Source organism: Arthrobacter citreus (assembly GCF_038405225.1).
Classification (GTDB): Bacteria; Actinomycetota; Actinomycetes; order Actinomycetales; family Micrococcaceae; genus Arthrobacter_B; species Arthrobacter_B citreus_A.
Window position 1 is genome coordinate 151144 of record NZ_CP151657.1, and the last position, 18897, is coordinate 170040.

The 18897-nt window shown below is 64.9% G+C and carries 17 protein-coding genes; 10 read left to right on the forward strand and 7 right to left on the reverse strand.

Annotated elements, in window-relative coordinates:
- Nucleotide 1 precedes the first annotated feature (1 nt).
- Genes AAE021_RS00730 through AAE021_RS00745 form a run of 4 tightly spaced genes read left to right on the forward strand, consistent with a single transcriptional unit; the run spans nt 2 to nt 5177 of the window.
- The gene (locus tag AAE021_RS00730; protein WP_342023795.1) at nt 2–598 is read left to right on the forward strand and encodes a TetR/AcrR family transcriptional regulator; all 597 of its coding nucleotides are present in this window, start codon (nt 2–4) and stop codon (nt 596–598) included.
- Nucleotides 599–654: 56 nt separating this feature from the next.
- Nucleotides 655–3516, forward strand: a complete 2862-nt coding sequence (locus AAE021_RS00735) for an FAD-binding and (Fe-S)-binding domain-containing protein (RefSeq protein WP_342023796.1) — start codon at nt 655–657, stop codon at nt 3514–3516.
- A 57-nt stretch (nt 3517–3573) separates the two neighbouring features.
- Nucleotides 3574–4917, forward strand: a complete 1344-nt coding sequence (locus tag AAE021_RS00740; protein WP_342023797.1) for a TRAP transporter large permease subunit — start codon at nt 3574–3576, stop codon at nt 4915–4917.
- A gap of 11 nt (nt 4918–4928) precedes the next feature.
- Nucleotides 4929–5177 carry a hypothetical protein gene (locus AAE021_RS00745; RefSeq protein ID WP_342023798.1) on the forward strand — a complete coding sequence of 83 codons (249 nt, stop codon included), beginning with the start codon at nt 4929–4931 and terminating at the stop codon, nt 5175–5177.
- Nucleotides 5178–5183: 6 nt separating this feature from the next.
- Here the strand turns inward: AAE021_RS00745 and AAE021_RS00750 are convergent, their stop codons facing one another.
- From AAE021_RS00750 to AAE021_RS00760, 3 genes are read right to left on the reverse strand one after another with little or no spacing between them, the layout of a single operon-like run.
- Nucleotides 5184–5909, reverse strand: a complete 726-nt coding sequence (locus tag AAE021_RS00750) for a GntR family transcriptional regulator (RefSeq protein ID WP_342023799.1) — start codon at nt 5907–5909, stop codon at nt 5184–5186.
- Between the two features lie 32 nt (nt 5910–5941).
- Complete coding sequence (gene fmdA / locus AAE021_RS00755; protein ID WP_342023800.1) at nt 5942–7198, reverse strand: formamidase; 1257 nt, start codon at nt 7196–7198, stop codon at nt 5942–5944.
- A 33-nt stretch (nt 7199–7231) separates the two neighbouring features.
- The gene (locus tag AAE021_RS00760; protein WP_342023801.1) at nt 7232–7540 is read right to left on the reverse strand and encodes a zinc ribbon domain-containing protein; all 309 of its coding nucleotides are present in this window, start codon (nt 7538–7540) and stop codon (nt 7232–7234) included.
- Nucleotides 7541–8035: 495 nt separating this feature from the next.
- On the opposite strand from AAE021_RS00760, the gene AAE021_RS00765 reads away from it, so the two are divergent.
- Together AAE021_RS00765 and AAE021_RS00770 are read left to right on the forward strand one after the other, a co-directional pair.
- Nucleotides 8036–9805, forward strand: coding sequence for a BCCT family transporter (locus AAE021_RS00765; protein WP_342023802.1), 1770 nt, complete (start codon nt 8036–8038; stop codon nt 9803–9805).
- Between the two features lie 481 nt (nt 9806–10286).
- The gene (locus AAE021_RS00770; RefSeq protein WP_342023803.1) at nt 10287–12218 is read left to right on the forward strand and encodes a BCCT family transporter; all 1932 of its coding nucleotides are present in this window, start codon (nt 10287–10289) and stop codon (nt 12216–12218) included.
- 119 nt (nt 12219–12337) lie between these two features.
- Here AAE021_RS00770 and AAE021_RS00775 read toward each other — a convergent pair whose 3' ends face one another.
- A complete protein-coding gene (locus AAE021_RS00775) occupies nt 12338–12781 on the reverse strand; it encodes a hypothetical protein (RefSeq protein WP_342023804.1) in 444 nt (147 codons plus the stop codon).
- Nucleotides 12782–12966: 185 nt separating this feature from the next.
- Between AAE021_RS00775 and AAE021_RS00780 the strand changes: the two genes are divergently transcribed.
- Complete coding sequence (locus AAE021_RS00780) at nt 12967–13794, forward strand: VOC family protein (RefSeq protein WP_342023805.1); 828 nt, start codon at nt 12967–12969, stop codon at nt 13792–13794.
- 32 nt (nt 13795–13826) lie between these two features.
- Nucleotides 13827–14615: an SDR family NAD(P)-dependent oxidoreductase gene (locus tag AAE021_RS00785; protein WP_342023806.1), complete on the forward strand. Its 789-nt coding sequence runs from the start codon at nt 13827–13829 to the stop codon at nt 14613–14615.
- A 5-nt stretch (nt 14616–14620) separates the two neighbouring features.
- On the opposite strand, the gene AAE021_RS00790 is transcribed toward AAE021_RS00785, so the two are convergent.
- On the reverse strand, nt 14621–15463 hold the full coding sequence (locus AAE021_RS00790; RefSeq protein ID WP_342023807.1) for a hypothetical protein: 843 nt from the start codon (nt 15461–15463) through the stop codon (nt 14621–14623).
- Between the two features lie 125 nt (nt 15464–15588).
- Between AAE021_RS00790 and AAE021_RS00795 the strand changes: the two genes are divergently transcribed.
- Nucleotides 15589–15828 (forward strand): hypothetical protein, encoded by a 240-nt coding sequence (locus AAE021_RS00795; RefSeq protein WP_342023808.1) that lies wholly within the window; start codon nt 15589–15591, stop codon nt 15826–15828.
- A 10-nt stretch (nt 15829–15838) separates the two neighbouring features.
- Here the strand turns inward: AAE021_RS00795 and AAE021_RS00800 are convergent, their stop codons facing one another.
- Nucleotides 15839–16723 carry an NAD(P)-dependent oxidoreductase gene (locus AAE021_RS00800; protein ID WP_342023809.1) on the reverse strand — a complete coding sequence of 295 codons (885 nt, stop codon included), beginning with the start codon at nt 16721–16723 and terminating at the stop codon, nt 15839–15841.
- 181 nt (nt 16724–16904) lie between these two features.
- Between AAE021_RS00800 and AAE021_RS00805 the strand changes: the two genes are divergently transcribed.
- Nucleotides 16905–17732: a MerR family transcriptional regulator gene (locus tag AAE021_RS00805; RefSeq protein WP_342023810.1), complete on the forward strand. Its 828-nt coding sequence runs from the start codon at nt 16905–16907 to the stop codon at nt 17730–17732.
- 7 nt (nt 17733–17739) lie between these two features.
- Here AAE021_RS00805 and AAE021_RS00810 read toward each other — a convergent pair whose 3' ends face one another.
- Complete coding sequence (locus AAE021_RS00810) at nt 17740–18795, reverse strand: YdcF family protein (RefSeq protein ID WP_342023811.1); 1056 nt, start codon at nt 18793–18795, stop codon at nt 17740–17742.
- Nucleotides 18796–18897 lie beyond the last annotated feature (102 nt).

Here is an 18897-nt window from a genome sequence, read left to right on the forward strand (position 1 = left end):
CATGACTGCGCAACCGAGTGCCCGTGAACGCCTGCTGGATGCCGCCGATGCCCTTGCCTTCAGGCAGGGGGTGGCGGCAACGCCGGTGGATGAGATCCTGCGGCAGGCCAACGTGGCGCCGGCCACCCTCTATGCGCACTTTGGCAATAAGGAAGGGCTCATTGTTTCCGCGCTGCAGCGCCGGCTTGCCCGCTGGGATGGGGTCTGGCAGCAGGAAATTGACGACGCGCCGTCGCCGGAGGGCAAGCTGCTGGCGGTGCTGCCGGCCATCCGGCGTTTCCGGGAGGCGGCCAGTGCTGCGCGGTGGTGCGCCTTCCTTGGTGTCGCGGCCGAATCGCCGCACCCGGGGCAGCCGCTGAAGGATGCGCTGGCCGGTGACACCCAGTTGCTGACCTCCCGCCTGCGCGGGCTTTCCGTGCCCGTGGCCGGAGCCGCACGGGCCGATGCCCTGGCGGGCCAGCTGGTGCTGATCTTCACCGGCGTGCTGGGGATGATTCTTCGCGGAATGGATACCGGTGACGCCGTGAGCATGGGACTCCGCACCGCTGAAGCAGCGGTTGAAGCCGTGCGCCGGCAGGCGTTCCGTCACGGAGCCTAGCCAAACGGCCAGAGGCGAGTAACATGTTACCCAGATCACCGGACGAGGGAGACCCCATGCAGTTGAGCACCGACGTCAGAAGCCGCCTGCGCACCGACGGGGCCACTCTGGGCGCCTACGTGTCCGACGCCTCCATTTTCCGGCGCGTGCCGAAAGCTGTTTTTGAGCCCCGGAGCGTGGAGGACATCCGTGCCGTCCTGCAGGTGGCCCGGGACGAGAACTGGCCGGTCACCGTCCGCGGCGGCGGCACCTCGGTGGCCGGCAATGCCATTGGCGAAGGCCTGGTGATTGACACATCGCGCCACTTCAACCGCATTCTCGACATTGATCCGGCGGCGCGCACGGCACGGGTTGAACCGGGCGTGATCTGTGACCAGCTGCGCGACGCCGTGGCCGGGCACGGACTGACATACGGGCCCGATCCCTCCACCCATAACCGGTGCACCATCGGCGGAATGCTCGGCAACAACGCCTGCGGATCCCACTCGCTGCAGTGGGGGACTGCCGCGGACAACGTGGTGGAACTGACCGTCATGCGGCCCGACGGCGAACTGGTCCGCCTCTTCCGCGGCGGAACTGACGACGCCGCACTGAATGAAGCACTCACCGCGCTCCGGGACGCCGAACTGGCGCTGCTGCGGACCGAGCTGGGCCGTTTTCCCCGCCAGGTTTCCGGCTACGGACTGCACTACCTGAGCCCGGAAAAGGGCTTCGACGTGGCCAAGGCATTTGTGGGGACCGAAGGAACCTGCGGCATCATTGTCGAAGCCGTGGTCAAACTGGTCGAGAAGCCGGCGGCAACGGCACTGGCCGTACTTGCCTTCGCCAGCGTTTTCGACGCCGCGGCAGCTGCCCCGCAGGTGCGCCGGGAGGGTGTTGCCACCGCCGAGGGGATGGGCGGAGACCTGCTCGACGCCCTGTACCTCAGCCAGGGGAACACGGGCGCCGAAGCCCTTCTTCCCGGGGCCGTTGGGACGCCCCGCCCCGCCGGCGGATGGCTGTTCTGCGAAACCACCGGTGCCACCCCGGACCAGGCGCGGCAGCGGGCCGCCGCACTGGCCGCGGAATTCGCGGTGCATCCCACCCGCCCCACCATTGCGTCCCTGGTGGTTAACGAGCCTGCCGAAATGCGGCAGCTGTGGCGCATCAGGGAGTCCGCAGCGGGCCTCGTCACCCGGCTCCCGGACGGACGTGAAGCGTGGCCGTCCTGGGAGGACTCCGCCGTCCCGCCGGAGAACCTGGCTGACTATCTCCGCGACCTGTACGCGCTGCTCGAGCGGCACGGCCTGGAAGGGATACCTTTTGGCCACTTCGGCGAAGGGTGTGTGCACCTGCGCATCTCCTTCACGCTGGGGACGGAGGAGGGTGTGGCAGTCTTCCGTGCCTTTATGCTGGACGCCGCTGCCACCGTGGCCAGCCACGGCGGCTCCCTTTCCGGGGAGCACGGTGATGGACGGGCCCGTTCCGAACTGCTGCCGCTGATGTACTCGCCCGCCGCCCTGGCCGCCTTCGAGAAGTTCAAAGACATTTTTGATCCGGAGCGGGTGTTCAATCCCGGGGTCCTGGTCCGCCCGGAACCCCTCGACAAGGGACTGAGGCCCGGCCCCGGACAGCGGACGCGGGAATTCATTCCGCTGCACGCGCTCACCCGCGACGGCGGTTCGATGGTCAACGCCGTCAACCGGTGCGTGGGGGTGGGGCTGTGCCGGTCCGAGTCGGAAGCCATGTGCCCCTCGTTCCAAATCACCGGAGACGAGGTCCACAGCACCCGCGGGCGGGCCCGCGTCCTCTCCGAAATGTTCCGAGGTGAGACCTACCCCGAGGGAACGGATTCCGAGGACGTCAAGGACGCACTTGACCTGTGCCTGAGCTGTCATGCGTGCGCCTCCGAATGTCCGGTCAATGTGGATATGTCCACTTACAAGTCCGAATTCCTGAACCAGCACTACACCTCACGCCGCCGTCCCATGGCGCACTACTCCATGGGATGGCTTCCCCTTTCGGCCCACCTGCTGCACCGGATTCCGGGTGCCGCCCGGGTTGCCGACAGTCTGCTGCGCCTGCGCCCGGTGGAAAAGCTCGTGATGCGCCTGGGCGGCATTGACTCCAGCCGCGGCATGATCCGCTTCGCTCCGCGCAGCTTCCAGTCGCTGGCCAGGCGCCGCAAGCCGCTCACCCGGGGCAGCGCCGGCAAGGTGGTGCTGTGGCCCGACAGCTTTTCCAACCACCTGGACACCGCAGTTCCCACCGCGGCAGCCGAAGTCCTCGAGGCCCTGGGCTATGACGTGATTGTGCCGCAGGGTTTCCTTTGCTGCGGCCTGACCTGGCACTCCACCGGCCAGCTGGAGACCGCGAAGAAGGTCATCAGTTCCACCCTGGACCGGATTGAAGAGCACCTTGACGGTTCCACCCCGGTGATCTGCCTGGAACCGTCCTGCACCTCGATGCTCATGGAGGAGGCGCCCCAGCTGCTTCATGACGATCCGCGGGTCCATTCCCTGGCCCGGCAGGTGGTGTCGCTCGGTGAGTTTATTGCCGCCCGGTCCGCGGAGGCCACGGACCAGCCCTGGCCCTTCGGGGAAGTGCGTGCCGAGGCACTCAGCCAGGTCCACTGTCACGAGCGGTCCCGCAAGGGCCACGGCGGAACGTCCGAGGTGCTGGAGCAGCTGGGCGTCAACGAGTCGACGATAGAAACCGGATGCTGCGGGCTGGCAGGCAACTGGGGGTTCGAGCCGGGACACGGGCAGATGTCACGTGATCTGGGGGAGCGGGAACTGTTCCCGCGCATCCGCGGACTCGAGGAGGATGCCCTCATCCTCGCTGACGGGTTCTCCTGCCGGACCCAAATCAAGGAAGGCACCGGGATGGCGGGAAAGCACCTGGCGCAGGTTCTGAGGGGTGCAATAAAGGAGGAGTAAGGCAAGTAACATGTTACTGTGATCCAGGTCGCAATAACATCTACCTGGAGCCGCCTCATGGGCATCGTCGCCCTCCTCATCTTCATCGTCGTCACGGTGGTCATGAACGTCATCGTGAAGCGCCCGATTTCGGAATCCCTGCTGGTCGCCCTGGTGGGCGCATCGCTCGCCGGCGGCACGCAGGCTCTTCCGCTGCTGTGGAGGAGCGCAACGGGCGCGGTGTCCAATGACGTCACCTTCGCCGGCATGGCCTTCGTTTTCATGGGCGTAGTTGTCGCCGCAACCGGCCTCATCGAGAGGCTGATCGAGATCTTCAACTCGGTCTTCGGACGGCTCCGCGGGGGAGCGGCCTACGTTTCCACCGCAGGATCCGCCGCCGTCGGCTTGGTGGCAGGATCCACCGCCGGAAACGCGGCCACGGTCGGATCGGTGACCATCCCCTGGATGAAATCCACTGGATGGTCCGGCCCCCGGGCCGCCACCCTGGTGGCCGGCAACTCGGGCCTGGGCGTTTCCCTGCCGCCCAACTCGACCATGTTCATCCTCCTGGCCACGCCCGCAGCCGTGGGCGTTTCCTCCGGCGACGTCTACGTATCGCTGGCCGTTGCCGGCACCTACTGCGTGCTGTACCGCCTGGCCTTGGTTTGGTTCTGGACGCGTAAGGACGGAATTCCCGCCACACCGGCCGAACTTGTGGTCCGGTTCGGCGTCGCCCTGCGGCAGGGCTGGTCCTCCACCCTCATCTTCATCGGCATCCTGGTTCCGGTGCTGCTCACCTTCGGGCCGCTGTCCCGGTTCCTCTCCAGCCCGGAGCGCGTGGGCGAAGACGCCATTGGATCCATCTCCATCATCGTGTGGGTTCCGATCCTGATCTCCGTGATCGCCCTGATCGAAGGCCGCAAGCGGCTCAGGGCACGATGGCCGGAATTCGTGAAGTCGATGCGCAGGGAAATACCGCAGTTCTCCACCGTCGGCGTTTCGCTTTTTGCCGCGCTGGCCGCATCCGGGGTCATGGAAGAACTCGGGGTTGGGCCGCAGCTGAGCGGGATGCTTGATGGACTGGCCCTGCCCAAGGCCCTGATGGTTGCCGTGGTGTGCGTGCTCTGCGTCATTGTGGCTACGCCGCTCTCGTCCACGGCCACTGCCGCAGCCATCGGAGCACCGGCCGTGCTCGGCCTGATCAGCGTAGGCGTGCCGCCGGTGGTGGCCATCTGCACCGTGCTGGTCTGCACCTCCACGGAAGGCGCCTCACCGCCCGTCGGCGCGCCGATCTACCTTGCCTCCGGCCTGGCGGAAGTGAATCCGTCAACAACCTTCCTGCCGCTGGTGACCTACTTCGTTATCCCCATCATTTTTATTGGCTGGTTGCTCGGAATGGGCTTCCTCCCGATCCCCAGTTAGGACCAGACACCATGAAACGCATTCTCGAGATCCTTTTCTGGATAACCCTCGCCGCATTCCTGGTATCCGGCGCCGTCGTTGTCTTTGGGCAGATGGCAGGAGTGCTGCTGCTCAACGGGGACATTGTTGCCGGAGTGGACGCCGCATTCGCGGACCTTACGTTCTCCCTCGCCACAGCCTGCGCCCTCATCGCCTTCATCCTCCAGTACTTCAAACGGACAGCGGACGACGGCGCCGGCGCAGGCCAGAGCGAAGGCTAGGAAAAGCTAGGAGAGGTAACCGGCGGTCAGCCGGTCCCATAGTTCGTCAGCGTCTTCGGAACCACCGGTGCGCTGCAGCGCCTGGTCAACCAGCAGGCGGCCGGTCGAAATCAGATGCTCCCGCATCGCCGCACCGGCCGCCTCGGCGTCTCCGCGTCCAATGGCCTCCAGGATCGGATCATGCTCGCGGGTAATGTCCTCATATCCGCGGTGGGATACAGCGGTGGAGGCGCCCAGCAGCCGGGTGGCGGACCGCAGCCGGTCGATCACTTCCCGCGCCCGCCTGGCTTCGCCGGCCACAAGGATCGCATCGTGCAGGTCACGGTCAAGCTGGAAGAACAATTCCTCGTTATCGTCCGCTGCGGCCAGGTCCATGGCAGCGCGCAGTTCAGCTAGGCACGCGGCGCCGCCGGCCCGGGCTGCCCGGCGCGCGGCCGGAACTTCAAGGGCGATCCGGATGGAGAAGATTTCGGCGACATCGGCCGGCGTGGTGGGGATAACCCGGAATCCCCGGTTTTTGACGAACTGGATCAGTCCGGCTTCCTCCAGCCGCAGCAGGCCGTCCCTGACCGGCGACCGGGAAAAGTTCAGCTGGTCCGCCAGCTGGTACACGCTGTACCACTCCCCGGGAGCCATCGTCCCGGAGATTACCGAGGTGCGCACATGCTCCATGACCTGTTCGGTGAGGTTCGGCTTCCGCTGGTCTGCGGGGACGGAGGGGTTGGGCTGCATCACTTCATTCTGCCCCACCGATCCGCCCCTGCTTACCTGTTTGCGGCCCGTGGGGCGCCGATGCCGGGATCGATCCGGAACGGCCCGGATGCGGATGGCCGCACGTCGAAGTCAAAGATGGAAGTCGGGATGTACACGGTGGAACAGGAATTGGGGATGTCCACCACGCCCGACAGCCGGCCCTCGATCGGGGCGGCGCCCAGCAGGAGGTACGCCTGCTCGGGGCTGTAGCCGAACTTGGTCAGGTAATCGATCGCGTGCAGGCAGGCCCGCTGATAGGACAGGTGCGAGTCGAGGTAGCGCTGCTCACCATCCAGCGTTACGGACGTGCCGGAAAACGCAATCCACTCGCTGAACTGCGGATCCACTTTCCCGGGCATGAAGATCGCATTTTCGTGCACCCCGTAGGTGTCCATGCCGCCCTTGATGATGTCCACCCGTAAGTCAATGAACCCGCCCATCTCGATGGCACCGCAGAAGGTGATTTCGCCGTCGCCCTGGGAAAAGTGCAGGTCCCCGACGGAGAGGTTCGCCCCGTCCACAAACACCGGATAGAAGATCCGGGAGCCCTTGGACAGGTTTTTGATGTCCTGGTTGCCGCCGTTCTCCCGCGGGGGAGCGGTGCGCGCGGCTTCGGCGCCCACACGTTCCCATTGGTCGCGGGGCAGGCCGCCGAGCACCGCATGTTCGGCCTCGGGCGGCAGCGCCAGCGGCGGCACCCGGTGCGGGTCGGTGGCGATCAGATCGCCTTCACGCTGGTTCCACTTCGCCAGCAGGGCGGCCGACGGTGCGGTTCCCATCAGCCCGGGATGGATCAGGCCGGTGAAGGAAACGCCCGGTACATGCCGGGACGTGGCCACCTGTCCGGTGAAATCCCAGATGGCCTTGTACGCGTCCGGGAACTGCTCGGTCAGAAACCCGCCGCCGTTCTCCCGCGCGAAAATCCCGGTGTACCCCCACCCCTGCCCCGCCAGCGGACCGCTGTCCTCTTGGGGGATGGGCCCGACGTCGAGGATGTCCACCACCAGCAGGTCCCCGGGCTTGGCGCCCTCCACCGCAAACGGGCCGCTGAGCTTGTGCACGGTCAGCAGGGGAGCATCAAGGATGTCCTCGGCGGAGTCGTCATTGACAATCGCGCCGTCGAACCATTCCCGGCAGTCCACCCGGAACGAGTCTCCGGGCTTCAGCACCGCCACCGGTGGAATTTCCGGGTGCCACCGGTTGTGGCCCAGCTTTTCCTGGTCCTCGAACTTCTTGGACGAATCCAGGGGAAAAACGACCTGAGGCATGGCAACTCCTTGGCTGGATACAGGATTTTCGGTTTATTCGGGGCGGGGCAGCTTTCGGTGGAGCGGATTTGTGCTGACTGCGGGATTTCTGGACACCGGACCCGCGGCACCGGGGGTGGCCGGGCCGGGGGAGCGGACGACGGCGGGCTCCGACGCCGAGCGCTGCGTGCTCTCGATCAGCCGGTATGCGCTGGAAGTCGCGCGGGAAAGATGCGGTGCGGTAAAACGGCGCGGAGAGGACGTTTTGCAGGCGGGGCACTGGATATCGGCGGGAGCTTGGCCCATGTCGAAGGAGACCTCGAAGTCCGAGCACTCCGGGCAGCGGTACGCGTAGAGCGGCATGGCGTTTTCCTTCCAGCAGCTGCGGGAGCGTGCGAGGCGGAAAAACGCGGTACGGCTCCGGCTTGCCCGTCAGCCTAAAGAGGGAACTGGCATGAGTCAACGGGAGTGGCTTCAAACAGCCTGCCTCCATTTACGGCGGATATTCGCGGCATATTGATGGCATCATTCTCCGCGGGACGCAAACTATCTCATGGCTGCTGGCGATAAGCGCGCATTATGACGGAATTTGAAGCCCCGGCATTCTGCTACGTCCGGGCACTGCTCTTCCCGGAAATCGGAGTTGTCATAATTCCTACGATAATGTCATTGCTTATGAATTCTGACTTTTCACCTCCAGGCCACGTCTCGGGCAGCACCGACGGGTCATCCGTCACCGGTTCACCGGAGCGCAGGTCCTCCGGAGGCCGTCCGGTTGAACGGGTGAAAAAAGCTCTGCGGCATGCTGCGTCGGAGCCGACATTTGGTATTCATCCTGGGCTCGTTCCGGGTATCAGCGTGGAGGATACCGGGGCCAGCTTCCCGACCAGGCGAAGTGTATTCATCGTCGCTCTGGCCGTCTCGCTCGCCGTCCTGGCCTGGGCCGCGATGGCGCCGGAGAACCTCAACCTGGCGGGCACCACCATGCAGGGGTGGGTGGTCACTCATTTCGGCTGGTTGTTCAACGCCACTGTCGTGGCCATCGTGGTGTTCATGCTGGTGGTGGGCTTCGGACCCACCGGCAAGATCCGCCTTGGCGCCGACGACAGCACGCCGGAGTACTCCACCACTTCCTGGATCTCCATGCTGTTTGCCGCGGGCCTGGGCATCGGCCTGATCTTTTACGGGCCGATGGAACCGCTCAGCCACTTCCTGAGCCCCCCGCCCTCCACCGACGCCGAGGCCGGCACCTCCGACGCCATCCTCCCGGCCATGACGGATGCTTTCCTGCACCAGGCCAGCATCGCCTGGTGCATCTACGCACTGGTGGGCGGGGCCCTGGCCTATGCATCGTATCGGCGCGGGCGGCTGCCGTTGATTTCTTCCCTGTTTGAACCGGTCTTCCCGGACGGCAACAACCGCGTTCTGGGAAAGATCATCGATATTTTCGCCGTCCTGGTCACCCTCTTCGGAACTGCGACGTCGCTGGGCATCGGGGCGCTTCAAATCCGCACCGGAGTGTCGATCATTACCGGACAGGAGCTTGGCAACGGATTCGTCGTTGCGGCCATCAGCCTCTTGACTATTGTCTTCACGGTTTCCGCCGTGGCAGGCATCAAAAAGGGCATCCGGCTGATGTCCAATGCCAACATGACCCTGGTGATCCTACTGGCCGTTTTCGTTCTGCTGGCCGGGCCGACGTTCTTCGTGCTGGATCTGCTGCCAGCCTCGCTCATCGCGTTTGTCGGCAATATGCCGGACATGCTCACCGTCTTCGCCGGCCAGGGTGCCGGGGAAGAGGAATACCTGACCGCTTGGACCACTCTGTACTGGGCCTGGTGGATCTCCTGGTCCCCGTTTGTGGGCATGTTTATTGCGAAGATTTCCAAGGGCCGGACCCTGCGCCAGTTCGTCACCGTTGTGGTCTTTGTTCCCTCGGCTATTTCCATCGTGTGGTTCACCGTCTTTGGCGGCAGCGCCATCTGGATGAACCAGAACGGCATGGATATGACCGTCAAGGGGGCGGGGGAGAACGTCATGTTCGACCTGCTGGGCAACCTTCCCTTCAACGCCGTCACGTCGATTGTCTGCCTGATTGCCATTCTGATCTTCTTCGTCACCGCTGCGGACTCCGCAGCCAACGTCATGGGGTCCATGTCCCAGTCCGGGCGGCCCGTGCCCTCCAAGGCGGTAACCATTGTCTGGGCGGCTGCCCTTGGGCTAATTTCGATGGCCCTGCTGCTGGCCGGCGGCCGGAACGCCCTCTCAGGACTCCAATCCATCATGGTGACCTGCGCACTGCCGTTCACGATCATTCTGATCGGGGTGATGATCTCGTGGGCCAAGGACCTCCGCAACGATCCCTACATGATCCGGCGCCGCTACGCGCTGGAGGCCATCAGCGGCGGCGTGCGCCGCGGCATTGACGAGCACGGCGACGATTTTGTGTTCGGCGCTGCACACGTCCCGGAGGCCGAAGGCGCCGGAGCGGACTTTGAGAGCGACGACCCCGCGCTGATCGAGTGGTACACGGACAGCGTGCAGGATCCGGATGCAGTGGAAGGGCCGGAGGAAGAGCACTCGGAGACGGAGGAGCCGGACAAAGCGAAGGCCGGCGCCATCGACTAGGACTTTGTCCGGGTAGGAACGGGAGCGGGAACCGGGTGGTTCCCGCTCCCGTTCTTTAATGAGCGGTTGGGCTGGTCAAGGAATAAATCCCCGGGGTCTGGAATGCGCGGGATGGGTGCCTGGGGAGACAGAATCTTTGCCAACGATACGGCTGTTGGTAATGCGCCTAAGAATGATTGGAATAGTTAATGCAGAGAACTTAAATTGTTGGAAATTATGTATATCTGCCGACTGCACTGCCGGTAACTTCGATGCACTCTTCCGGGAGCCGTGGCCGGGTATGGGGCGCGGTTCCGGCGATTTCGAGCGGCCGCACTGTGATCAACCGAACCTTAGGCCAGTGGGTGATTTACGCCAGCGATAAGTGCTGCCGCGGTATGATGTAAGAGTGCTTGCGCCGCGCTTGCCGGGTTATATGTAAGGTGCGGAGCAATTCACATGAATTAGAGTAATGTCCGCCCTTGCACTAATGTTTAGCGTTATGAATTCCGACTTTTCACCACCAGAGCACGTCTCCGGCAGCACCGACGGATCGAGCGTGTCGGGGTCTCCGGTGCGCAAACCCGCCGGGCGTCCGGTTGAGCGTGTGAAAAAAGCGCTGCGTACCGCTGCTTCCTCCCCAGCGCTCAGCCTCCACCCCGGGCTGATCCCGGGCATCAGCGTTGAGGACACCGGGGTCAGCTATCCGACCCGGCGCAGCGTGTTCATTTTTGCCATGGCCATCTCTCTCGCCGTTCTGGCGTGGGCAATTTTTGCGCCCAGCAACCTCAGTTCCGTGGGCACCGGAATACAGGGCTGGGTGGTTGTGCATTTCGGCTGGCTGTTTAACGCCACCATGGTTGCCGCCGCGGTCTTTATGCTGGTGGTGGGCTTCGGGCCGACCGGCAAGATCCGGCTGGGGGCCGACGACAGCACGCCGGAGTACTCCACGACGTCCTGGATTTCCATGCTGTTCGCAGCTGGTCTGGGCATCGCTCTGATCTTCTACGGGCCGATGGAACCACTCAGTCATTTCCTCTCCCCGCCGCCCTCGACTGACGCCGAGGCCGGCAGTTCCGCCGCCATCCTGCCGGCCATGTCGACCACCTTCCTGCACCAGGCCAGCCTCGCCTGGATCATTTACGCCCTGGTGGGCGGAGCCCTGGCCTACGCGTCGTTCCGGCGCGGCCGGCTGCCGCTGATCTCGTCGCTGTTCGAACCGGTCTTCCCCGACGGCAACAACCGGGTGCTGGGAAAAATCATCGACGTTTCCGCCGTGCTGGTGACGCTGTTCGGCACCGCGACCTCGCTGGGCATCGGCGCGATCCAGATCCGCACCGGAGTCTCGATTATCACGGGCCAGGAGTTGGGCAACGGCTTCGTCGTCGTCGCCATCAGCCTCCTGACGGTTGTCTTCACCATCTCCGCGGTAGCCGGCATCAAGAAGGGCATCCGGCTGCTCTCCAACCTCAACATGACCCTGGTCATTCTGCTGACGCTCTTTGTCCTGCTGGCCGGGCCGACGTTCTTCCTGCTCGATCTGCTGCCGGCATCGCTCATCGCGTTTGCCGGCAGCCTGCCCGACATGCTGACCGTCTTCGCAGGCCAGGGCGCGGAACAGGAGGAATTCCTGACCGGCTGGACCACCCTGTACTGGGCATGGTGGATCTCCTGGTCGCCGTTCGTGGGCATGTTCATCGCCAAGATCTCCAAGGGCCGCACCCTGCGCCAGTTCGTCACCGTCGTCGTCTTCGTTCCCATGACCATCTCCATCTGCTGGTACACGGTCTTCGGCGGCACCGCCATCTGGATGAACCAGAACGGGCAGGACCTGACGGTGACGGGTACCGGAGAGAACGTCATGTTCGATCTGCTCGGCAACCTGCCGTTCAGCTCCGTGACGCCGATCGTGTGCATGCTCGCGATTCTGGTCTTCTTCGTCACCGCTGCGGACTCCGCCTCGAACGTCATGGGTTCCATGTCCCAATCGGGCCGGCCCGTGCCCGCTAAATCGGTGACCATCATCTGGTCGGTGGCACTCGGGCTGATCGCCATGTTCCTGCTGCTGGCCGGCGGCCGCAACGCCCTCTCGGGACTGCAGTCCATCATGGTGACCTGCGCGCTGCCGTTCACCTTTATCCTGGTCGGCCTGATGATCTCATGGGCCAAGGACCTGCGTAACGACCCGCTGATGATTCGGCGCCGGTACGCGCTGGAGGCCATCAGCGGCGGAGTGCGCCGTGGCATCGACGAGCACGGCGACGACTTCGTCTTCGGCACCGCCCACGTGCCCGAGGCCGAAGGCGCCGGCGCTGACTTCGAGAGCGACGATCCCGCACTCACCGAGTGGTACACGGACAGCGTGCAGGACCCGGAGGCAGTGGAAGGGCCGGAGGAACAGCCGGACAAGGTAAAAGCCGCCAGCGGCGACTAGCAGTCAGGACCGGCTTGCGCTGCGCCGGCTCTGAAGGCGGCTGAAATGGAAGCGGGAACCGAATGGTTCCCGCTTCCATGGTTTAACGGCGCCACTCCAGCTGATCGGGACAGCAGGGATCAGTCCGCCCCCGGCTGAACCCGCCACTGGTACCAGCGCTGCGCTGCCAGGACCATGACTATGACGGGCAGCGTGGGAATCCGCGGCCCAAACCACACGGTCACCGCGACAACAACAGCCCAAACAATGACCGTTGAAACCAGCCATCCGGCGACACCGCGGGACGTAACCTGCGGTTGAGTTTCCGCACCGGTGGCGTAGCTGTCCCGCAGCTCCAGCCATGCTGCCCGTCCGAGAGGGAACATGACCAGCAGCACCAGCCCAAGCGCAATGAGCGTTGCTGCGAAAGGTGAGGCGCCGAGGGCTTCCAGCGGAATGCAAGTCCCGGGGGCGATCAGAAACAGCAGCAGGACGAGCCACAGCCAGAACCGCCGCCGCTTGGGCGGCAGCTCAGTCCACGTTGGGTTCCACCCCGATGGGCGGGAATCGGTGTTCCCGCTCATCGGGCCTCCCCAAGATCGAAGTAGTGCGTGCGCACCTGCCCGCCGAGGCTACGGGCCGCGCTGATGTTCGTCAACGCTGACAACACCGGCGAACCCGGGCCGGGGGCTCCACACACCAGAGCTGAAGCCGGGGTACCCCGCCCGCTCCCGGGCCACTAGGCTGTGGCCGTGGAGGGGAGCAAGCCATGACACCCAGGACCTACCCCGCGGGCGTGCCGTGCTGGATCGACACCGAGCAGCCCGACGTCGATGCCGCAGCAGACTTCTACGGCGGCCTCTTTGGCTGGACGTTCGAGGACGCCATGCCGCCGGGAGCGCCGGGCCGCTACCTGATTGCGCGGCTGAACGGCGCCGACGTCGGCGGACTGGCAGGCAACGATGGACAGGCTGCGTCTTGGAACACCTATGTGGCCGTTGACGACGCCGATGCCGCAGCCGAGCGGCTGCAGTCTGCAGGCGCCACGGTGCAGTCGGAGCCGGCCGACGCGGGGGAGGGTGGCCGCGCCGCTTCGCTGTACGATCCGCAAGGTGCCGGGTTCCGCATCTGGCAGGCCCGGCGCCGGCCGGGAACACAGGCGGTCAACGTCCCCGGGGCGTGGAACTTCAGTGACTTGCACACGGCCGACGTCGGTGCTGCCGCCGCGTTTTACGGCAGCGCCTTCGGCTGGGAGGCCGATGACCTGGGCTACGGATGGCTGGTCCGCAGGCCAGGTTACGGCAACCATCTTCAGTCCACGGTTGATCCCGGCATCCGGGAACGGCAGGCTGAAATCTCCGTCCCGCCCGGGTTCGAGGACGCCATTGCCTGGTACGTGGATGCCGCTGGCAATCAGCGGCCGCACTGGCATGTCACCTTCGCCGTGGAGGACCGCGATGGGACAGCAGACCAGGCAGAGCGGCTCGGCGCCGTCGTTGTGGACCAGAGCGACGAGGAATGGTCGCGCACCGCACGGATCCGAGACCCGCAGGGCGCGGAATTCACCGTAAGCCAGTTCACGCCGCCTTCGGGATGAAAAAGGACAACCGGGACGAGAAAGGAAACACTGTGCAGCTGGCAGGAAATGTTGCGATTGTGACCGGTGGCTCCAAGGGCATCGGATACGCCGTCGCGGACTATCTCATGGCCCATGGGGCCGACGTCGTGATCACCTCCCGCACCCCTCCGGAAGTGGAAGCTGCCGCAGAGAAGCTCACCGCCGCCCATCCCGGCCGCCGCGCGCTGCCGGTTGTCGCCGATGCCGCGGTGGCGGCGGACGTGGAACGCATGTTTGAGACCGCCGAGACGGAGCTTGGGCCGGTGGCCGTCGTCGCCAATGTGGCCGGGAACTACAGCCTGGGCCTGATCGCGGATCTGTCGGAGGAGGATTGGAAAACCGTCCTCGACACTCATCTGACCGGGACGTTCCTGTGCACCCGCGCGGCGATCCGGCGGATGCGCGCCAGCGGCACCGCCGGCGCCGTCGTGAACATCGGGGCCGTTGACGTGTACGGGACCACCCGCGGCAACGCGCACTACGCCGCGGCCAAGGCCGGAATCCTGAAGTTCACCGAGGTGGCAGCCTTGGAAGCCGGCCGCTACGGCATCCGGGTCAACTCGGTTTCTCCCGGCGTGGTGCCGGCCGCGGGCGCCCTGCCCCAGACCCTCACCGACGCGTTTCACCGCAGCTTCGCAATTGACCGGATGGGGGAACCCTCCGACGTCGCCAAAGCAGTGATCTTCCTCGCCTCCGACTATGCCACCTGGATCACCGGCGTCGACCTCCTGGTTGACGGCGGCACCCACCTGCGCGGACTGCCGGACTATGCCGAGCACCTTTTGGGTGAGAGCGGCTGACCGGGTTAGGCGAAGGATTCAGCTAGTCCCAGAGGCAGGCCGGCACGCCAGTACTGGCGGGCCAGGAGAACTGCGGCGACCATCAGGACGACGCCGATGACCAGGGAAACCACGAACCCGGCGACAGCGTTGAACGGCAGCGCAATCAGGGACCCTCCGATGGCCGCTCCTCCCACAGCGCCCAGCCACAGGTCAAAGCGCCAGCGGAACGTGATCCACCGCCATATCCCGCGCTGCGGCTCATTGGGCCGGAGATTGTCCGCAGCCTCCAGCGCCAGATAGTGCTGCTTCTTGAGGTGGGAGACCATGAGGGTGCCGGCGGCGGCCGCGGCGAGGCCGCCGTACAGGGCGAGGTTTACCCAAACGTGGTCCTGGGGGAGGTCCCGCACAGTGGCAGGCCACCCGCCCCCGAGTGCCAGGAAAACCGGCAGGGGAATCAGCGCGAACCAGAAAGCGGCTGCCACACCAAGCCAGGCCAGATGGGCACGGGGCGTGAGATAGGTGTTGAGGGATACAACGGATCCGCCCTCCAAACCTCTCGTATCGACGGTGCCCACTTTGCCCCGCAGAACCCGCGCGGAACAGATCAAGCAGAAGGAGATCAGGAACAGGCCTCCCGGGACGGCGTCGAGGAGCGCCAGCTGGCTGATTTGTGATGGGGACAGGGCGAAGAGCCCTCCCGGCACCGTGACGTCCTTCTCCCAGGTCTCCAGGTCGTAAATGTGCGAGAAAAAGACCAGGTTCTGGACCAGCACGGCCAGGCCCAGCACGGCAAGTGCCAGGCCGAAACCCATAACAACCTTCAGCGTTCGGGACTTCACGCGTTTGTTGCGTTTGGTGTCGGCCATCCGGTTCCCCCCAAGAATGAATAGTGTGCAGAAGTCACAATCTAGCCCGGCTGATAGCGTGGGCCGGAATATCGAAACAATCTGGATTGATTTGTTCGACAGGAAGAACGTTGGGAAGGCTGGTTATGCAGCATAAACCGAACCGTCTGTTTCTTGGCACCTTTATGGGGATGGCAGTCCTGGGGGCCGCACTTCTGCTGTCGATTCCGGGGCTTTTCAGCCCCCATGATTCCCAACGCCTGTGGCTGACCGGGATCCTGGGTGGTTTGACCCTGCTGCTCGCAGTGGCCGTCCTCGGAATGCGGTTCCGGGAGCGGCGATTCCCGGAACGGCGGGGACAAAACGGACCCAGCCCCCGCCGTTGACCGTCCCGCTCTACTGCTTGAGCGCTTTTCCTTCGGCATCCAGGTAGTCGCGCCAGGACCGCTTCGGCTCCCAGCCCAGCATTTTATGGGCCTTGCCGCTGGAAATCCCCGAGGCGTCGGGCCGGTCGAGGCCGCGCAGCTCGATCTGGTCGCCGTAGTACTTGGACAGGATCTCGGCGAAGTTGTGGCCGCCCACGTTGTCCGGTGAAGCGATATAGAAAACCTCGTGGCCGGGCAGGTCCGATTCGGTGGCGAGGACAATGGCGTCGGCCAGGTCATACACATCCACATAGCTCCACAAACCGGGGCTGAGCACCGAGCTGTCGCGGATCTGCGGCCCGAGGTTTGTTTCGTAGTTGCCTTCAAACTGCACCCAGCTGGGACGGATGGAGATGCACTGAATGTCGGACCGCGCCACCGCGGCGTCCATCAGCTGCTCGCCAAAATGCTTGGAGAGCGCGTAGGGGTCCTGAGGATGAATCGGATGATCTTCGTCCACCGGTGCGTACTCGGGAAGGAAATCGCGCTCGGCAAAGAAGAACCCGGGCACCGTTTCGCTGGAGATGTAAACGAAGCGTTTGACGCCGAAACGGACGGCGGCTTCCAGCACGTTGAACGTCGCCATCAAATTCGTTTGGAAGACGACATGGGGCGGATGGCCCGACGGCTCGGGGATAGCTGCCACATGCACGACGGCGTCAGCTCCACGCACGACGGCGTAGGCCTCGCCCGCGTCGGTGAGGTCTGCCCGCGTGTATTTGGGGGTTCCTTCCGGCTTGCGCTCGTAACCGGGACGTGTGAGGTCAGTGGTCATGACTTCATGGCCGGCATCGATCATCGCTTGCGTAACGGCGCGGCCCACTTTTCCGTGAGCGCCGGTGATGAGGACTTTCATGTTTCTCCTTGGGGTGCTGAGCGCCGGCTTCGTTGCCGTTACGGTGCCGAGACTACCGCTAACTTCCCGCCCCCGCCGCACCACACGCTTGCCCGCGGGCGGAGTGCCTGGAGTTGCAGCTTCCGTGGCGTTATGTGGTTCAGTGGGCTCACGTCCTGTTTCCTTGAGGAAGGCCCCGGCCATGCATCCATCCCTTATCCCGCCGCGTCAGGTCGGGATCAACGACGCCGCATTGTTCCTCGGCATGACACCGCAGGGGATTCGCCACTACCAGGAGGCAGGCCTGCTCCCCGAGCCTGGACGCGGCGGAGACGACCGCCAATATGGCTACGAAGATATGATCCGGTTGCTGTGGATCCGGAAGATGGTCGACGCCGGCATCGCCGTGGACGGGATCCGTGGCGCTTTCGACGACACGGCCCCGGCAGGTACCGGCGGTGACCGCGGCGTTGTGGTGCAGGCCATGCGCACCCCGGAGGGCAGGATGGGCCTGCTGTCCGACTTCGTCACCCGCCGGCTGAAGAGCATGCCCGGCGGTTCTCTGCGCCAGGCGGACCTGGACATCCTGCTGGTCACCGAGCGGATTTTCGGCCCGCTCGGCGCGGCCGTCCAAGCCGCCCGTTTCATCGCCGTGGCCACACACCCCGGTTTGCGGGAGGAATCCGACCGGGTTGATGCCGCCGAGGAATCACTTGATGACACGGTTGCCGTCGACGACCCCCGGGTGGCGCAGGTGGCTGCCGATCGGCACGCCTTCGAACTGATGATCCAGGCAGCCATCGAACATTCCGGCCTGGCGCAGGACGACGATGAGCTTTTCGACTCCTGGGATGCTCTGCACCCCGCTGTTGACAGTGGGGACAGCGACGGCCGGGCCTGCGGCGTGGGGCAAGGGGCCATGAGCCTGGTCGAAGCCGTTGGCAAGATGCCCTACGACTTCTCCCCGGCGCGCCTGCGCTGCATGGAATTGACTGAAGAACTCTCCGCCCACGAGTTCCGCGCCTCGTAGGCGGCGGTCAGGCGCTGAGGGAAAGCCAGACGAGAACGGTCATGGTCATGACCGCCAGCCCAGCCAGGCAGAGCAGCAGCCGGTGGCCGGCCATGACCGCTATGAACTCCCGAAGATAGGCGCTGGGCCAGAAGTACAGGGCGGTGGGGGAGCCGACGGCTTGGGCGTTAAGCCCGACTTTTCGGGCCAGCATCGCGGCCCGGGGCGCGTGGTAGTTGTTTGTCACGATCAGGTAGGGCTGAGCTATGCCGGCCCGCTGCAGCAAACCCGCACTGTAGCGGAGGTTTTCCTCGGTGGTTCGCGCCCGGTCCTCCACCAAAATGTCCCGGTCAGGGACTCCTCGGCCGCGCAGCCAATCCGCCATGGCTTCCCCCTCAGAACGGGATTCATCGCGGCCCTGCCCGCCGCTTGGAACGATCGGAATGCTGCCGCCGGCTCCTGCTTGCCGCTGGGCCGCGGCTGCAAGGGCTCGCTCCAGGCGTCCTGCCAGGAGCGGTGGCACCTGCCCGGAAAGCAGGCCGGCACCGAGCACGATCACCGCCTGGGCCGGTGCCCGGCGGGCCAGGACCGCATAGAGCGCGGTATGGGCGGCAAAGACCAGGAACAACAGACCCAGACAGGTCTGGGCGGTCAGCAGGCCGACCCCGATCGCGCCGGTCACCCTGTTCTCGTGCCTGAACAACCACACGACCAGCAGCGGAAGGACCAGAAGCGCGGCACCTGCCAGCAGCGAGAGCAGATTGCCCAGCGACCGATTCTCCCGGCGGACCATGAACACGCCGTTGACGATCAGCAGCAGGGGCAGCAGCAGCAGGCTCACGGCACATGCTCCCAGCACCGCGAGCAGAACCAGGTCAGCACCGAGGTTGACGACGGGAATCCTGCCGGTCACGAACGACACCAGGCCCAGGACATAGTAGGCAGCCACCACGGCAAGGAAACCATTGCGCAGCGGCCGGGGGTCCCGGCGCAGCGACCACCACAGCAAACCGCCGCTGATCACGGCCCCGAGGAAAGCCGCGAGGATCTGGGCAAAAGCTGCCTGCCACGAGTCAACGTCCATGAGCAGCCCCCCCACCCGCGGCGTCGGTCTTTTTCCCAGGGCAGCCCGCCGGTCACGCATGCCCTTTCCAGACCATATCCTCACATGGAGCATTTCATTCCC

What these genes read in the sequence shown, in the direction of transcription:
- AAE021_RS00730 (WP_342023795.1), top strand. Translation starts at nt 2, where the DNA reads ATGACTGCGCAACCGAGTGCCCGTGAACGCCTGCTGGATGCCGCCGAT.
- AAE021_RS00735 (WP_342023796.1), top strand. Translation starts at nt 655, where the DNA reads ATGCAGTTGAGCACCGACGTCAGAAGCCGCCTGCGCACCGACGGGGCC.
- AAE021_RS00740 (WP_342023797.1), top strand. Translation starts at nt 3,574, where the DNA reads ATGGGCATCGTCGCCCTCCTCATCTTCATCGTCGTCACGGTGGTCATG.
- AAE021_RS00745 (WP_342023798.1), top strand. Translation starts at nt 4,929, where the DNA reads ATGAAACGCATTCTCGAGATCCTTTTCTGGATAACCCTCGCCGCATTC.
- AAE021_RS00750 (WP_342023799.1), bottom strand. Translation starts at nt 5,909, where the DNA reads ATGCAGCCCAACCCCTCCGTCCCCGCAGACCAGCGGAAGCCGAACCTC.
- fmdA (WP_342023800.1), bottom strand. Translation starts at nt 7,198, where the DNA reads ATGCCTCAGGTCGTTTTTCCCCTGGATTCGTCCAAGAAGTTCGAGGAC.
- AAE021_RS00760 (WP_342023801.1), bottom strand. Translation starts at nt 7,540, where the DNA reads ATGCCGCTCTACGCGTACCGCTGCCCGGAGTGCTCGGACTTCGAGGTC.
- AAE021_RS00770 (WP_342023803.1), top strand. Translation starts at nt 10,287, where the DNA reads ATGAATTCCGACTTTTCACCACCAGAGCACGTCTCCGGCAGCACCGAC.
- AAE021_RS00775 (WP_342023804.1), bottom strand. Translation starts at nt 12,781, where the DNA reads ATGAGCGGGAACACCGATTCCCGCCCATCGGGGTGGAACCCAACGTGG.
- AAE021_RS00780 (WP_342023805.1), top strand. Translation starts at nt 12,967, where the DNA reads ATGACACCCAGGACCTACCCCGCGGGCGTGCCGTGCTGGATCGACACC.
- AAE021_RS00790 (WP_342023807.1), bottom strand. Translation starts at nt 15,463, where the DNA reads ATGGCCGACACCAAACGCAACAAACGCGTGAAGTCCCGAACGCTGAAG.
- AAE021_RS00795 (WP_342023808.1), top strand. Translation starts at nt 15,589, where the DNA reads ATGCAGCATAAACCGAACCGTCTGTTTCTTGGCACCTTTATGGGGATG.
- AAE021_RS00800 (WP_342023809.1), bottom strand. Translation starts at nt 16,723, where the DNA reads ATGAAAGTCCTCATCACCGGCGCTCACGGAAAAGTGGGCCGCGCCGTT.
- AAE021_RS00805 (WP_342023810.1), top strand. Translation starts at nt 16,905, where the DNA reads ATGCATCCATCCCTTATCCCGCCGCGTCAGGTCGGGATCAACGACGCC.
- AAE021_RS00810 (WP_342023811.1), bottom strand. Translation starts at nt 18,795, where the DNA reads ATGGACGTTGACTCGTGGCAGGCAGCTTTTGCCCAGATCCTCGCGGCT.